Source organism: Burkholderia sp. Ed8 (genome assembly GCF_040761425.1).
In the GTDB taxonomy this organism is placed as follows: Bacteria; Pseudomonadota; Gammaproteobacteria; order Burkholderiales; family Burkholderiaceae; genus Burkholderia; species Burkholderia seminalis.
The window spans coordinates 266257-282002 of the sequence record NZ_CP142886.1 but is presented as its reverse complement, the minus strand read 5'-3'; the positions used below and the strand labels follow the sequence as shown (position 1 = coordinate 282002).

At 69.9% G+C, this 15746-nt stretch carries 12 protein-coding genes; 5 read left to right on the top strand and 7 right to left on the bottom strand.

Annotated features, from left to right (window positions below):
- Positions 1 to 68: 68 nt before the first annotated feature.
- Positions 69 to 878, bottom strand: a complete 810-nt coding sequence (locus VXM69_RS15195; RefSeq protein ID WP_343727580.1) for a helix-turn-helix transcriptional regulator — start codon at positions 876 to 878, stop codon at positions 69 to 71.
- Positions 879 to 1096: 218 nt separating this feature from the next.
- Here VXM69_RS15195 and VXM69_RS15190 point away from each other — a divergent pair, with 218 nt between their 5' ends.
- Positions 1097 to 1849, top strand: coding sequence for a class I SAM-dependent methyltransferase (locus VXM69_RS15190; RefSeq protein WP_034186249.1), 753 nt, complete (start codon positions 1097 to 1099; stop codon positions 1847 to 1849).
- A gap of 103 nt (positions 1850 to 1952) precedes the next feature.
- Here the strand turns inward: VXM69_RS15190 and ppc are convergent, their stop codons facing one another.
- The gene (gene ppc / locus VXM69_RS15185) at positions 1953 to 4967 is read right to left on the bottom strand and encodes a phosphoenolpyruvate carboxylase (RefSeq protein WP_367189843.1); all 3015 of its coding nucleotides are present in this window, start codon (positions 4965 to 4967) and stop codon (positions 1953 to 1955) included.
- 208 nt (positions 4968 to 5175) lie between these two features.
- On the opposite strand from ppc, the gene hemC reads away from it, so the two are divergent.
- Genes hemC through VXM69_RS15170 form a run of 3 tightly spaced genes read left to right on the top strand, consistent with a single transcriptional unit; the run spans position 5176 to position 9337 of the window.
- Positions 5176 to 6177: a hydroxymethylbilane synthase gene (gene hemC, locus VXM69_RS15180; RefSeq protein WP_175027686.1), complete on the top strand. Its 1002-nt coding sequence runs from the start codon at positions 5176 to 5178 to the stop codon at positions 6175 to 6177.
- Positions 6177 to 8147, top strand: a complete 1971-nt coding sequence (gene hemDX, locus VXM69_RS15175) for a fused uroporphyrinogen-III synthase HemD/membrane protein HemX (RefSeq protein WP_124609529.1) — start codon at positions 6177 to 6179, stop codon at positions 8145 to 8147. Before hemC ends, hemDX begins: the two co-directional genes overlap by 1 nt.
- Before the next feature lie 2 nt (positions 8148 to 8149).
- A complete protein-coding gene (locus tag VXM69_RS15170; RefSeq protein ID WP_034186245.1) occupies positions 8150 to 9337 on the top strand; it encodes a heme biosynthesis protein HemY in 1188 nt (395 codons plus the stop codon).
- 64 nt (positions 9338 to 9401) lie between these two features.
- Here VXM69_RS15170 and VXM69_RS15165 read toward each other — a convergent pair whose 3' ends face one another.
- The 5 genes from VXM69_RS15165 to VXM69_RS15145 all read right to left on the bottom strand — a co-directional run bounded on the left by VXM69_RS15165 (position 9402) and on the right by VXM69_RS15145 (position 14948).
- Positions 9402 to 10628 (bottom strand): alpha/beta fold hydrolase, encoded by a 1227-nt coding sequence (locus VXM69_RS15165; RefSeq protein WP_059560392.1) that lies wholly within the window; start codon positions 10626 to 10628, stop codon positions 9402 to 9404.
- On the bottom strand, positions 10625 to 11035 hold the full coding sequence (locus VXM69_RS15160) for a helix-turn-helix domain-containing protein (protein ID WP_034186333.1): 411 nt from the start codon (positions 11033 to 11035) through the stop codon (positions 10625 to 10627). Before VXM69_RS15160 ends, VXM69_RS15165 begins: the two co-directional genes overlap by 4 nt.
- 243 nt (positions 11036 to 11278) lie before the next feature.
- A complete protein-coding gene (locus tag VXM69_RS15155; protein ID WP_034186243.1) occupies positions 11279 to 12583 on the bottom strand; it encodes an MFS transporter in 1305 nt (434 codons plus the stop codon).
- A gap of 98 nt (positions 12584 to 12681) precedes the next feature.
- Positions 12682 to 13440, bottom strand: coding sequence for an SDR family oxidoreductase (locus VXM69_RS15150; protein ID WP_034186242.1), 759 nt, complete (start codon positions 13438 to 13440; stop codon positions 12682 to 12684).
- Between the two features lie 68 nt (positions 13441 to 13508).
- The gene (locus VXM69_RS15145) at positions 13509 to 14948 is read right to left on the bottom strand and encodes an aldehyde dehydrogenase family protein (RefSeq protein WP_034186332.1); all 1440 of its coding nucleotides are present in this window, start codon (positions 14946 to 14948) and stop codon (positions 13509 to 13511) included.
- 225 nt (positions 14949 to 15173) lie between these two features.
- On the opposite strand from VXM69_RS15145, the gene ppa reads away from it, so the two are divergent.
- Positions 15174 to 15701, top strand: a complete 528-nt coding sequence (ppa, locus tag VXM69_RS15140) for an inorganic diphosphatase (RefSeq protein ID WP_011352863.1) — start codon at positions 15174 to 15176, stop codon at positions 15699 to 15701.
- The last annotated feature ends 45 nt before the right edge of the window (positions 15702 to 15746 follow it).

Below are 15746 nucleotides of genomic sequence, written 5' to 3'. Positions count from 1 at the left end.
CGCCGAGGGAATCCCGCAATTCTAACATTCGCGGGCCTGCCGGCCGTGGCCCGCGCGGGCCGGCCCGCTCAGTCGCGCACGAGCACGACCAGCTTCAGGTCCTCGCGGTGCGCGGGCTTCAGCGTGATCTGCTGGTACACGAGGCGGCCGTCGTCCGGATGGTCGAATTCGCGCCGCCCGCCTTCGCGTTCGAACACGTCCTGCGACGCCCAGTACTGCGCGAACGCGTCGCTGCCGGCGGTCAGCGCGTCGATCAGCGCGCGCGTCGGCGCGTCGGCCAGGTGGCGGATCGAATCGGCGCGGAATTCGGCCGCGAGCCGCCGGGCGCGGGTTTCCCAGTCGACGATCAGCGTGCGCGCGGCCGGCGACATGAACGTGAAGCGCAGCAGGTTGCGGTCGTGCTCGCCGTCGAGCCAGCCGGAAAAGAGCGCGGCGGCCGGCGCGTTCCACGCGAGCGCGTTCCATTGCCGGTCGAGCACGTACGCGGGCGTCGCGATCGCCGCGACGGTCGCGGCGAGCGTCGGCGGCAGGTCGCCGCCCGCGACGTCGGGCTCGGCCGGATCGCGCTGCGCGGCCAGCTCGAACAGGTAGGCGCGCTCGGCCTTCGACAGTTGCAGCGCGACGGCGATCCGCGCGAGCGCGTCGGCCGATGCGGACACCGGGCGGCCCTGCTCGATCCACGTGTACCAGGTCGGGCTGACGCCGCACAGCTGCGCGACTTCCTCGCGCCGCAACCCCGGCGTACGGCGGCGCGGGCCGGGCGGCAGCCCGACGGCCTGCGGCGACAGCCGCTCGCGATGGGCACGGATGAATTCGCCGAGCGCACGGGCGGGCGTGGCGTCGAGCGGCGGGACGGAGGCGGAGGACGGCTGGTTCATGCGGAAACGGCAAAAGGGAAGCGGGGGCGCGGCAACGTTCAGGCAGGTGGATTGAATACCAGAATAACTGCTTAACTTGTACTGGTACAGACGCGGGCCTATTGTAGCGGGTCGCACGCTGGCAGGGCAGCGGGCGTCCCACCAAACGTGTTGCAGGGGGCCGGAATGCGCGCTGGCGCATCCATGCCGGCCGCTTGCGCAAGAGAAAGGAGCGAACGATGAAACACCACGACCAGGTCGCCGACGCATTCGGCACGACGGCCGCCGCCTATCTGACGAGCACGGTTCATGCGACGGGTGCCGACCTGCGGACGCTCGCCGACGCGGTGAGTGCGACGCCCGAGGCCGCGGTGCTCGATCTCGGCTGCGGCGCCGGCCACGCGAGCTTCGCGGTCGCGCCGCACGTGCGCGACGTGGTCGCCTACGATCTCGCCGCGCCGATGCTCGCGACCGTCGATGCGGCCGCGCGCGAGCGCGGGCTCGCGAACATCCGCACGCAGCAGGGGCCGGCCGAGCGGCTGCCGTTCGATACCGCGACGTTCGACTGGGTCGTGAGCCGGATGAGCGCGCACCACTGGCACGACCTGCGCGCGGCGCTCGCCGAGGTGCGCCGCGTGCTGAAGCCGGGCGGCCGCGTGCTGATGATCGACATCGCCGGCAACGACCATCCGCTCCTCGACACGTACCTGCAGGCCGCGGAAGTGCTGCGCGACGCATCGCACGTGCGCGACTACCGGGCGGACGAATGGCTCGCGATGTTCCGCGAAGCCGGCTTCGACGCGCAGGTACACAGCCGCTGGCGGCTGCCGATCGATTTCGACACGTGGGTCGCGCGCATCCGCACGCCGGCCGACAGCGTGACCGGCATTCGCGCGCTGTGGGCGCACGCGCCCGACGAGGTGCGCGGCTACTACGCGGTGCAGCCCGACGGTTCGTTCGAGCACGACGCGCTGCTGATCGACGCGCATTGAACGCGCGGCGCGCCGCGCCATGAAAAAAGCCGCGATACGCGCTCGTGCGTATCGCGGCCTTCGCGTCCAGGCCGGCGCGGAACGCGCCCGCGCCGCGGGCGGATCAGCCGGTGTTGCGCAGGCCGGCCGCGATCCCGTTGATCGTCAGGTGGATCCCGCGGCGCAGCCGCGCGTTCGTGTCGCCCGCGCGGTGACGCTTGATCAACTCGACCTGCAGGTGGTTCAGCGGATCGAGATACGGGAAGCGGTTCTTGATCGAGCGCGCGAGCAGCGGGTTGGTCGCGAGGCGGCCTTCCTGCCCGGTGATCTCCGCGAGCGCCTGCGACGTGCGCTCCCATTCCGCGACGATCCGCTCGAACACGTGCTTGCGCAGCTTGCGGTCGGACACGAGCTGCGCATAGCGCGATGCGACCGCGAGATCGGTCTTCGCGAGCACCATGTCCATGTTCGACATCAGGTTCGAGAAGAACGGCCAGGTCTTGTTCATCTTCTTCAGCAGCGTGACGCGCTTCGTGCGTTCGGCGTCGTCCCCGGCGCTGTCGAGATACGCGCTCACCGCGCTGCCGAAGCCGTACCAGCCCGTCAGCAGCAGCCGGCACTGGCCCCACGAGAAGCCCCACGGAATCGCGCGCAGATCCTCGATCCTGCGCTGCTTCGGATCCTGCAGCTTGCGCGATGCCGGGCGGCTGCCGATGTTCAGCTCGGCGATCTCGGTGATCGGCGTCGACGAGAAGAAGTAGTCGGTGAAGCCCGGGGTCTCATAGACGAGCGCGCGGTACGCGGCCATCGCCGAATCGGACAGCGTCTGCATCGCGGCTTCGAACGCGGGCAACTGCGCGGGCGCGTTCGACTGCGGCAGCAGCGACGCCTCGAGCGTCGCGGCGACGACGGTCTCCAGGTTGCGCCGGCCGATCTCGGGGTTCGCGAACTTGCTCGCGATCACCTCGCCCTGTTCGGTCAGGCGGATCTGGCCGTTCACGGTGCCCGGCGGCTGCGACAGGATCGCCTGGTAGGTCGGGCCGCCGCCGCGGCCGACCGTGCCGCCGCGGCCGTGGAACAGCCGCAGCGTGATCTTGCGGGCGCGGAACAGGTCGACGAGCGCGAGTTCCGCGCGGTACAGCTCCCAGTTCGACGTGAGGAAGCCGCCGTCCTTGTTGCTGTCCGAGTAGCCGAGCATCACTTCCTGCTCGGCGCCCTGGTGGGCGATCAGCGCGTCGATGCCCGGCAGTGCGAAGTATTCGCGCATGATGCGCGCGGCGTCGCGCAGGTCGGGGATCGTCTCGAACAGCGGGATCACCATCAGGCTGTTCCTCGCGTCGCCGCCCGGCACGCCGAGCGCGCCCTCGAGCAGCCCCGTCTCCTTCTGCAGCAGCAGGACCTCGACGAGGTCGCTGACGGTTTCCGTATGCGAGATGATGTAGTTGTGCACCGCGCGCGCGCCGAATTGCGCGCGGACTTCGCGCGCCTTCTCGAACACGCCGAGCTCGCTCTGCGCGAGCGCCGAGTATTCGAAGTACGGCGAGCGCAGCGGGCGCGGGTCGGCGAGCGCGGCGAGCAGCACGCGCAGCTTGTCTTCCTCGGCGAGCGCCGCGTAGTTCGCCTCGACGCCCGCGCGCGCGAACAGTTCGGCGACCACCGCTTCGTGGATGTCGGAGCTCTGGCGCAGGTCGATGCTCGCGAGATGGAAGCCGAATACCTCGGCCGCGCGCACGAGCGGCGCGAGGCGCGGCGCGGCGAGCGACGTGCCGTGGTGTTCGTCGAGCGAGGCGGTCAGCACCTTCAGGTCGGCGACGAACGCCTCGGAATCCGCATACGGGATCGCGCGCACCGGCGGCGCGCCGCGGCCCGCGCTGCGCACGGGCACCGTGCCTTCGCCGACGCGCACGCGCGCGCTCGCGGCAAGCCGCGTGTAGATGCCGATCAGCGCGCGGCGATACGGTTCGTCGACGCGGTGCGGCGACTGGTCGGGCGAGGCGGCCGCGAGCGCCTTCACCGCGTCGTTCGCGCCGACCAGCAGGTTCGACACCGACAGCTCGGCGCCGAGCTTGTGCACCTGTTCCAGGTAGTGCTCGAGGATCACCGCGGCCTGGCGGTTGATCGCCTCGTCGAGCGTCGCGGCGGTCACGTTCGGATTGCCGTCGCGGTCGCCGCCGATCCAGCTGCCCATCTGGAAGAACGCGGGCACGCGCGCGGACAGGCCGTGCTCGGCGAGCGCGGCCTCGATGTCGCCGTACAGCGCGGGCAGCTCGTCGAGGAACGTCGCGCGGTAGTAGGACAGCGCGTTCTCGATCTCGTCGCCGACCGTCAGGCGCGCGTCGCGCAGCATGCGGGTCTGCCACAGCGCGGTGACGCGCGCGCGCAGCATCGCTTCGTTGTACTGGCGCTCGCGCGCTGTCAGTTCCTGGTCGCGCTCGGCGAGCAGGCGCGCGATGTCGTGCTGCGCGTCGAGGATGCTCTTGCGCTGCACTTCGGTCGGGTGCGCGGTCAGCACCGGCACGATCAGCGCATCGTCGAAGAAGCGCTGCAGCAGGCGCTTCGACGCGTTGCCGGTCGTCTTCAGCTGTTCGAGCGCGTACGCGACCGTGCCCGGTTGCGACGCCGAGCCCGCCAGCGCATGGATGCGGCGGCGGCGATTGTGGTGGCGGTCTTCCGCGATGTTCGCGAGATGCGAGAAATAGCTGAACGCGCGCACGACGCTCACCGTCTGTTCCGGCGTCAGCTTGCGCAGTTTCTTCTCGAGCGTCTGCGCGGCTTCGTTGTCGTCCTCGCGGCGGAACTTGACCGCGGTCTGGCGGATCGTCTCGACGACGTCGAATACCGTATCGCCTTCCTGCTCGCGCACGACGTCGCCCAGCAGGCGGCCGAGGAAGCGGATGTCTTCGAACAGCGGACGGTCCTTGTCCTCGCGCGTGCGCGTGCCGGCCTTCGGCGCGGCGGCCGTGCGGGCGGCGGCGCCGGCGGCTTTCGTCACGCGTTTTGTCTGACGTATCGGGTCTTTCGGTTTCGTTGCCGTTTTCGCACGGCCGTTCGCGGCGGTGGCGACGGTGTCCGTCGAGGCGTCGGAGGAGGACAGGGCAGCATTGCGGCGCGCCGTGCGCGCCGATCCGGAAGACTTCACGATGGGTTTCCTTGGGAAAGCTCGAGTCAAAAGGAACTGCGGAAACTGCGGGAACTGCGGTCAAGCAACCAGCTACGTGCGGCACATCCGCACATCGGCGCCGCGACCCGCGCGGGGGCAGGCCGGGCGCGGGCTCCGGGCCCGGGCGGGCCGGGGCGTGCGTGCTACCATTGTTCGATCTTCAATCCCGTCCTTCGATGTTCCAGCAATGAATTCCGAGACCCCCGCGGCCGGGCCGCGACAGGCACAGCCGCCCGCGACGTTGACGATTGCTTCGCGCGAGAGCCGCCTGGCGATGTGGCAAGCCGAACATGTGCGTGATGCGCTGCGCAAATTATATCCAGCTTGTGACGTGAAAATCCTCGGGATGACGACCCGCGGCGATCAGATTCTCGATCGCACGCTGTCGAAGGTCGGCGGCAAGGGCCTGTTCGTGAAGGAACTGGAGAGCGCGCTGGCCGACGGCCGCGCCGATCTCGCCGTGCATTCGCTGAAGGACGTGCCGATGGCATTGCCCGACGGCTTCTCGCTTGCCGCGATCATGGCGCGCGAAGACCCGCGCGATGCCTTCGTGTCGAACGACTACGCGTCGCTCGACGCGCTGCCCGCCGGCGCGGTCGTCGGCACGTCGAGCCTGCGCCGCGAAGCGATGCTGCGGTCGCGCTATCCGCACCTGGAAGTCCTGCCGCTGCGCGGCAACCTCGACACGCGCCTCGCGAAGCTCGACCGCGGCGACTACGCGGCGATCATCCTCGCGGCCGCCGGCCTGAAACGCCTCGGCCTCGACGCGCGCATCCGCACGCTGATCGACGTCGAAGCCAGCCCGCCCGCGGCCGGCCAGGGCGCGCTCGGCATCGAGATCGCCGCGCGCCGCGACGACGTCGCCGCGTGGCTCGCGCCGCTGCACGACCCGCGCACGGCGCTCGCGGTCGAGGCCGAACGGATGGTGTCGCGCGCGCTCGGCGGCAGCTGCGAGGTGCCGCTCGCCGCGCATGCGGTGTGGCGCGCGGGCGAACTGTACCTGACGGGCCGCGTGTCGACGACCGACGGCAAGCGCGTGCTGACGGCCGAGGAGCGCGGCGCCGTGATGACGGTCGCCGATGCGCTCGCGCTCGGCCGTGCGGTGTCCGACGAACTCGAGGCGCAAGGCGCGCTCGACATCGTCCAGGCGCTGCTCGCGGCCTCGCAGGCCGGCAAGGGCGACGCCTGATGGCGGGCGGCGCGCGCGCGTTCACCGCTGTCCTGACACGTCCGGACGGCCAGTCCGACGCGCTTGCGTCGCAACTCGCCGAGGCCGGCTGCGACGTGCTCGAATTTCCGCTGATCGACATCGCGCCGGTCGACGACCCGGCGCCGCTCGATGCCGCGTTCGCGGCGCTCGCCGATTACGCGCTGGTGATTTTCGTGTCGCCGAACGCGATCGACCGCGCGCTCGCGCAGTACGGCGCGATCTGGCCGAACGCGCTGCCGGTCGGCGTGGTCGGGCCGGGCAGCGTCGCGGCGCTCGAGCGTCACGGCATCGCGGCGCCCGCGCACCGCGTGATCGCGCCGCAGGCGCCGGCCGACGGCGGCGTCCCCCATTACGATTCGGAAAGCCTGTTCGCGTGCATCGAGGCCGCGTTCGGCGGCGCGCAGGCGCTGGCGGGCCAGCGCGTGCTGATCGTGCGCGGCGACGGCGGGCGCGAATGGCTCGCCGACCGGCTGCGCGAGGCCGGTGCGGACGTCACGCTCGTCGCGGCGTACCGGCGCGTCGTGCCGGAGCCGCGCGTCGGCGCGTGGGAGCGCGTGCACGCGCTGCTCGACGGCCAGCCGCACGCGTGGCTCGTCACGAGTTCGGAAGGCGTGCGCAACCTGCACGAGCTGGCCCGCGCGCACCTGAACGATGTGGAGATCGACGCGCTGAAGCATGCGCCGCTCGTCACGCCGCACCCGCGGATCGAGCAGACCGCGCGCGCATTGGGTTTTGATAGGATTACGCTGACCGGCGCGGGCGATGAGCGCATCGTCCGCGCGTTTCGAACGATGGCCGACGAGGCCGTCCAACCGGCGACAGCCGTACCGGTGACTAAACGCATGACAGATACCAACGATTCCAAAAGCGTCGCTTCCCAGCCGGCCGCTGCATCCGCACCGCCGTCCAGCCCCCCTTATCTCGCGCCCGAGCCGCACGCGCGCCGCGGCGGCAGCGCGGTGCTGTGGTTCGTCGTCGTCGTGCTCGGCTGCGCGGCCGGTGTCGGCGGCTATGCGCTGAACCGCAAGATCGACCGGCTCGACGGCACGTTCGTCGCGCGCCAGAAGGCGCTCGACGCGCAGACGGCCGAAACGCGCATGAAGACCGAGCAGGCGCTCGCCAGCACGCACCAGGTCGACACGCAGCTCGCGCAGCTCGACGGCAAGCTCGCCGACGCGCAGAGCGCGCAGCAGGCGCTGCAGCAGCAATACCAGGACCTGTCGCGCAACCGCGATGCGTGGATGCTCGAGGAAGTCGACCAGATGCTGTCGAGCGCGAGCCAGCAGCTGCAGCTGACCGGCAACACGCAGCTCGCGCTGATCGCGCTGCAGAACGCCGACGCGCGTCTCGCGACGTCGCAGAGCGCGCAGGCCGTCACGGTGCGCAAGGCGCTCGCGCAGGACATCGAAAAACTGAAGGCCGCGCCGGCGGCCGATCTCACGGGCCTCGCGATCAAGCTCGACGACGCGATCGCGAAAGTCGACGCGCTGCCGCTGTCCGGCGAGGCGATCGTGCCGCATGCGGCGCCGAAGGCCGCGCCGGTTGAAGCCGCTTCGTCGGCGGTAGCCGGCGAGCCGCGCTGGAAGGTGTGGTGGCACGACTTCTCGGCCGGCCTCGGCCAGCAGCTCAAGGGTCTCGTGCAGGTGCGCCGGATCGACAACGCGGACGCGATGCTCGCGTCGCCCGACCAGGGCTACTTCGTGCGCGAGAACGTGAAGCTGCGCCTGCTCACCGCGCGGCTGTCGCTGCTCGCGCGCAACGACAGCGCGATGAAGGCCGACCTGCACGCCGCGCAGGCGTCGCTCGGGAAGTATTTCGATCAGGCATCGAAGGACACGCAGACCGTCGAGGATCTGCTCAAGCAGGTTGACGGCGCGTCGCTGACGGTCGCGGTGCCGAACCTGAACACCAGCCTGAACGCCGTTCAGCAGTTCAAGAGCCGGGGGTAACGATGACGCTTCGAGGAATCGTCTGGCTCGCGGTCCTGTTCGCGATCGCCGCGGCGCTCGCCACCGTCGGCCGTTTCGACGCGGGGCAGGTGCTGCTCGTCTATCCGCCGTACCGGGTCGACGTGTCGCTGAACCTGTTCGTGATCGCCATCGTCGTGCTGTTCATCGTCGTGTACGCGCTGCTGCGCATCGTGCGCAACATCTGGCGCATGCCGCAGCGGGTTGCCGCGTATCGTGCGCGTTCGCGCAACGAGAAGGCGCAGGCGTCGCTGCGCGATGCGATTTCGAACCTGTACGCGGGCCGCTTCTCGCGCGCGGAGAAGGCCGCGCGTGAAGCGCTGTCGGTCGACGCGAACCTGGGCGCCGCGAGTCTCGTCGGCGCCACGGCCGCGCACCGGATGCACGAGTACACGCGCCGCGACGACTGGCTGTCGAAAGTCGATGCGCCGGAATGGCAGGACGCACGGCTGCTCGCCGCGGCCGACATGCGCGCGGATGCGCGCGATGCCGACGGCGCGCTCGCCGCGCTCGCCGACATGCAGGCCGGCGGCAAGCGCATCCATGCGCAGCAGGTCGCGCTGCGTGCGCAGCAGCAGTTGAAGAACTGGGCCGAGGTGCTGAAGCTCGCCAAGGCGCTCGAGAAGCGCGAGGCGCTGCATCCGGCCGCGGCCGTGCGGCTGCGCCAGCAGGCGGCGGAAAACCTGCTGCGCGAACGCCGGCACGACCCGGACGCGCTGCTCGAAGTGTGGCAGTCGCTGTCGCCGGTCGAGCGCCAGTCGCCGCGTCTGGCCGATCTCGCGGCCGACCTGCTCGTGCCGCTCGAGCGTCGCAACGAAGCGCGCCGCATCGTCGAGGACGCGCTCGCGCACAACTGGGATGCACGCCTGTTGCGCCGTTACCCGGATACGGCCGGCGCCGATGCGCTGCCGCTGATCCAGAAGGCGGAAGGGTGGAAGAAGGATCACCCGGACGATGCCGACCTGCTGTTCGCGCTCGGCCGCCTCTGCCAGCAGCAGCAGCTGTGGGGCAAGGCGCAGTCGTTTCTCGAATCGGCGTTGAAGCTGGCCGACAACGACGCGCTGAAGGTGCGGGCGCATCGCGCGCTCGCGCGCCTGTTCGAGCAGCTCGGCGAAACCGACAAGGCGGCGAAGCACTATCGCGAAAGCGCGCTCGCGATCACCGTGGTCTGACGCGGCGGCTGCGCCGCGCAAGACGCCCCGAACGCCAGGCGGCCTTCGGGGCTTTTTTTGTCCGTCATGCGCCGAGCCTGCGCAGCAGGTCCGCCTCGCTCGCGACGAACCAGACCGACTCCCCGCGATTGGACTCGCGAACGAGCGCGCGCAGCGCTTCGCTGCGCGCGAGCCGGCGGTCGATGTCGCCGACCACGCCGAGCCGGACGCCGTAGTTGACGAGCTTCTGCAGCACGGTGCCGGCCAGCCCGCTGTCGAGCCGGTAGAAGTCGTCGTGCAGCGCGTCCGCGGCGATCGCGATCCAGTCGGCTTCGTGCTCGTGCGCAAGCGCGACGAGGTCGAGCGCATCGCTTTCCCGCCGCACGAGGCCGGCACAAGGATCGCGGACCAGCACGCGGCTGCCGGCTGCCTGAACGATTCGGTGGTGCATGTCGATCGGTTTCGTCGAGATGAGAAACGCGAGCACGTTGTCGCGCTGCCCGCGGATGAAGTGACGCTGCTCGGGAAGCATCAGGACCTGCGCGTGCGGTACGAGACGCGTCAGGCGATCGTGCGTGTCGCGTGAATCGAGCAGCGCGTCGCGACCGCCGACGATCGCCAGGACGGGCGCGGACAGCGTGCGCAGCGTCGCGTCGTCGAATACCGGGATCGGTTCGAGGCGCGGGCGAAACCCGCGATCGACGGCGCGCATCAGTGCGAGCGCGTCACGTTCGGCCGGCGTCGACGCGGGCGGCAGGCGGCCGAGCACGCGCCGTCGCACGCAGGCGCGCCCGACCTCGCCGAGCAGCAGCAGCGGGAGTGCCCACCACAGAAACGGCTTTTGCCGGCCGATGCCGGACGGGCAGAGCAGCACGAGCCGCGTCACGCGCGCGGGCCGGCGCAACGCGAAGTCGAGCGCCGTGCGCGCGCCGAGCGAGATGCCGACGAACGCGGCGCGCGACACCTGCAGGCCGTCCAGCACGTCGTCGAGCCATTGCGCGTACGCGTCGCTTGCCAGCGGCGGGCGCGACGGCGCGCTCGGCCCCGCTTCGCCGATCACGTCGATCGCGTAGAGCCGGAAGTGCGTCGACCATGCGGCCGCGTAGTGCTGCCAGCTGGCCGCCGTCGTCTGCGCGCCATGGATCAGCACGACCGGCGGCGCGTGTTCGGGGCCGCAGGCGATCACGTGCGTCGCGCCGTGGCGCGTTTGCACCGTGATGCGCCGATGGCCGGCCGGCCAGTGCGACAGCGCGGCCGCGTAGGCGGCGCGAATCGCGCGTGCGTGGCGGGGCGACCGGAAGATCGCGCTCATGTCCCGCTTTTCTGCAGCAGCATGTCGAGCGACGACATCAGCGCCGCCGTGTCGGCCGGCGTCGCGGCGACGACGACCTTGACCAGGCTCGAGGCGGGGTCGAACGTGACGTCGATCCGCACGGGATCGACGTACGACGTGCGGCCCGACGCCATCGCGTGCAGCGACCGCGACAGGTACTGGTGCAGCGATTGCGACGCGTCGGGGATGTCGACGATGCTGGTGACGCGCACCGCGCGCGGAGCGGCGGCCGGCGCCGCCGGCGCGAACGCGGCGAGGTCGGTGTCGAGGATGCGGTACGCACGGCCGACCCGCGTCGCGCGCAGCTTGCCGTCGCGAATGAACCGCAGGACGGTCTTCGGATGGACGCGCAGGCGTGCGGCAGTGTCTTCGACGGTGTGGAACATGATCGGCAAATGATTCCCTTAATGTTCTTTATTGTTCCATATATATAGGAGCATAAGGGAATAATTTGGTGGATAAGGTGCCATCGTCCGTCTGGCGTGGCGTCCGGTCGATCCGGGTGGCGCCGGTCCGAAAGCAAAAACGCCCCGGCGACCGGACGGATGCCGGTCGCCGGGGCGTTTCGGTGGAGGCAGTCGGTCGGCCGGCGCGCTCCGTGTGCCCGGTGTGCGGTTACGCGCCGCGCATTACTTGTCGACCAGCCGCTTCGGTACCGACAGCGCGAGCAGCCCGCCGAGCACGAGGAACCCGGCGAGCATGTACATGCCCGCATCGTTGGCGCTCGTCGCCTGCTTGAGCCAGCCCATCAGGTAGGGGCTCAGGAAGCCGGCGAGGTTGCCGATCGAATTGATCATCGCGATGCCGGCCGCGGCGGCCGTGCCGCCGAGGAAGGCGGTTGGCAGGCTCCAGAACAGCGGCAGCGTCGTCAGGATGCCGATCGTCGCGAGCGTGAGGCCGAACATCGCGAGCGCGGTCTGGTGCGCCCAGATCACCGACAGCACGAGCCCGAGCGCGCCGATCGCCGCCGGAATCGCGAGATGCCAGCGGCGTTCGCGGCGCTTGTCCGCGCTGCGCGCGATCAGGATCATCGCGACCACCGCGGCCGCATACGGAATCGCCGACAGCAGGCCGATCATGATCGTGTCGGTCACGCCCGTCGCCTTGATGATCGTCGGCAGCCAGAAGCCGACGCCGTAGAGCCCCATCACGAACGAGAAATAGATCAGCGCCATCAGCCATACGCGCGGGCTCGACATCACCGCGCCGAGCGACAGGTCCTCCTTGGTCGCTTCCTCCGCGTCGACGTTGCGGGCGAGCAGCGCCTTTTCCTCGTCTGTCAGCCACGTCGCCTTCGCGATCCGCTCGTCGAGCGTGAAGAACACGAGCACGCCGGCGAGCACCGACGGGATGCCTTCGAGCAGGAACAGCCATTGCCAGCCGTGCCAGCCGCTCACGCCGTCGAACGCCTTCAGGATGAAGCCCGAGATCGGCCCGCCGATCACGCCGGACAGGGCGACGGCCGTCATGAAGAACGTCGTCATCCGGCCGCGCCGGTGCGCGGGATACCAGTACGTGAGGTAGAGGATCACGCCGGGGAAGAAGCCCGCTTCGGCGACGCCGAGCAGGAAGCGCATCACGTAGAACATCGCGGGCGTCGTGACGAACATCGTCAGGATCGAGATCACGCCCCAGGTCGCCATGATGCGCGCGATCCACACCCGCGCGCCGACCTTGTGCAGGATGATGTTGCTCGGCACTTCGAACAGGAAATAGCCGAAGAAGAAGATCCCGGCGCCGAGCCCGTACACGGTGTCGCTCAGGTTCAGGTCGCTCGCCATCTGCAGTTTCGCGAAGCCGACGTTCACGCGGTCGAGATACGCGACCACGTAGCACAGCAGCAGGAGCGGCACGAGCCGCCACGAGACCTTGCGGTAGGTTGCTTCCTCGAATGCGCCGGACGAGCCCGGCAGCGACTGCGTCGATGTTGCCATGTTGTCTCCAGTCCTTGTAGTTGGCCGGAGCGGGCGCAGCGGCGCCCGGTCCGGTTTCGTGCGAAGCAATGGCGTGATTGTCGTGCCGCCCGTTACGACTAGATGCAGCGCCCGCCGTCGACTTCGAGGCACACGCCGGTGATGAACTCGGCCTCGTCGGATGCAAGGTAGAGCGCCGCGTTCGCGATGTCCTGCGGCGTCGAGAAGCGGCCGAGCGGGATCGTCGCGAGAAAGCGGCGGCGGTTTTCCGGCGTGTCCTCGCAGCCCATGAACTCGGTCATCAGCGCCGTCTCGCCGAGCACGGGATTGATGCAGTTCACGCGGATGCGGTCGGCGCCGAGCTCGGCCGCGAGCGACTTGCTCGCGGTGATCATCGCGCCCTTCGTGCTGTTGTACCAGACGAGGCCCGGGCGCGGCCGCACGCCGGCCGTCGACGCGACGTTGACGAACACGCCGCCGCCCTGGGCGCGGAAGTACGGCACGAAGGTCTGCACGCACCAGAACAGGCTCTTCATGTTGACCGCGTACACGCGATCGAACTCGGCTTCCGTCACGTCGAGCACGGGCTTGTTGCGGTGCGTGGTGCCCGCGTTGTTCACGACGATCTGCACCGCGTGGAAATCGTCGAGCGCGGCCTGCAGCAGCGCATGCCAGTCGTCCTGCCTCGACACGTCGCCGGCGACCGCGATCGCCTTGCCGCCCGCGAGCGCGATCTCGCTCGCGACGCGCTCGGCCGCCGCGCCGTTCAGGTCGTTGACGACGACGTTCGCGCCTTCGCGCGCATACGTCTTCGCGATGCCTTCGCCAAAGCCCGAGCCGCCGCCCGTGACGATGGCCGTCTTGCCGCTCAACCGCATGGTGTGTCTCCTGTACTGGTTATCAGAATCGTCGTGCGTCATGTCGCGACCGGCCGCCGCCGGCGCGTTCAGCCGTGGCGGATCGCGATCGTCTTCAGCGCGGTGAAGCCGTACAGCGCCTCGAAGCCTTTTTCACGGCCGTGGCCCGAGTGGCCGACGCCGCCGAACGGCAGCTCGACGCCGCCGCCCGCGCCGTAGTTGTTGATGAACACCTGGCCCGCGCGCAGGCGGCGCGCAAGCCGCATCTGGCGCGCGCCGTCGCGCGTCCAGATGCCCGCGACGAGGCCGTATGGCGTGCCGTTCGCGAGCGCGACGGCTTCGTCCTCGTCGACGAAACGCATCGCGGCGAGCACGGGGCCGAACACTTCCTCCTGCGCGAGGCGGTGCGACGGCGGTACGTCGCGCAACAGCGCCGGGGCCTGGTAGAAGCCGCTTTCGGGCGCATCGGCGACGACCTGCCCGTGCGCGGCCATCGGAATGCCGTCGTGCTGCGCGTCGGACAGGAAATCCCACACGCGCTGCTGCTGCTTCGCGTTGATCAGCGGGCCGCAGTCGAGATCGGCGCGGCTCGGGCCGACGCGCAGCCCGTTGAACGCGGTGGCGAGGCGCTCGACGAGCGGCTCGTACACAGCGCGCTCGATCAGCACGCGGCTGCCGGCCGAGCAGGTCTGCCCGCCGTTCTGCACGATCGCGGACACGAGCACGGGCAGCGCCGCCTCGAGATCGGCATCGGCGAACACGATCTGCGGCGACTTGCCGCCGAGTTCGAGCGTGACGGGCACGTGGTTCTCGGCCGCCATCTGCGTGACCAGCTTGCCGGTGGCCGGCGAACCCGTAAACGAAATGTGGTCGATGCCCGGATGGCGCGCGAGCGCGGCACCGGCTTCGTGGCCGTAGCCGGTGACGATGTTGAGCGCACCGGCCGGCAGGCCGGCTTCGGCGGCGAGCTCGGCGACGCGCAGCACGGACAGGCACGCATCCTCGGCCGGCTTGACGACGCACGCGTTGCCGGCCGCGAGCGCCGCGCCGACGCTGCGCCCGACAATCTGCATCGGGTAGTTCCACGGCACGATGTGGCCCGTGACGCCGTGCGGCTCGCGCACCGTCAGCACCGTGTAGCCGGCCTGGTAGGGGAGGGTTTCGCCGTGCAGCTTGTCGGCGGCGCCCGCGTAGAACTCGAAGTAGCGCGCGAGCGCGGCCGCGTCGGCGCGTGCCTGCTTCAGCGGTTTGCCGGTATCGCGCGCCTCGATCGCGGCGAGTTCCTCGATCGAATCGGTCACGCGCGCCGACAGCCGCATCAGCACGCGGCCGCGTTCGGCGGCGCTCGCGGCGCCCCACGGGCCCGCGAACGCGTCGCGGGCCGCGGCGACCGCGCGCTCGACATCGGGCGCCGTGCCGCGCGCGATGACCGCGAACGGCTGGCCATCGGAGGGATCGACGACCGCGATGGTTTCCAGTTGCGCGGGCAACGTCCATTCGCCCGCGATGAAGTGCTTCGCCTCTTCCATGCCTGCTCCCGTGTACCCGGGTTGGCGCTTCAGCGCCGACGCCGATGCCGTGCCACGCGGCCGGCAGTGCGACGGCCGACCATCCGGAACGATTATCGCGCCGATCGTCATCCGGACGCCACCGGTCGATTGGCTATAATGGCGCATTCCCTTGGGGGGCGCCCGCGCCGGTGCATCGGCCGCTGCGCCCTGTCCCGAATTCCCATCGACCTACAGAGAGTGCTCATGAGCTTCAATCATGTTCCGGCCGGCAAGGACCTGCCGCAAGATTTCAACGTGATCATCGAGATTCCCGCGCAAAGCGACCCGGTGAAGTACGAGGCGGACAAGGAACTGGGCCTTCTCGTCGTCGACCGCTTCATCGGCACGGGCATGCGCTATCCGGTGAACTACGGCTACATCCCGCAGACGCTGTCGGGCGACGGCGATCCGGTCGACGTGCTGGTGATCACGCCGTTCCCGCTGCTGGCAGGCTCGATCGTGCGCTCGCGCGTGCTCGGCATGCTGCAGATGACCGACGAGTCGGGCGTCGACGCGAAGCTGGTCGCCGTGCCGCACGACAAGGTCTGCCCGATGACGGCGAACCTGAAGTCGATCGACGACGTGCCCGAGTACCTGAAGGACCAGATCAAGCACTTCTTCGAGCAATACAAGGCGCTCGAGAAGGGCAAGTGGGTGAAGGTCGAAGGCTGGGCCGGCATCGAAGCCGCGCACAAGGAAATCACCGACGGCGCCGCGAACTACAAGAAGTAAGCGGCGTGCCGGCCGACGGCCGGTTCGTACGGAACGCAGACCGCG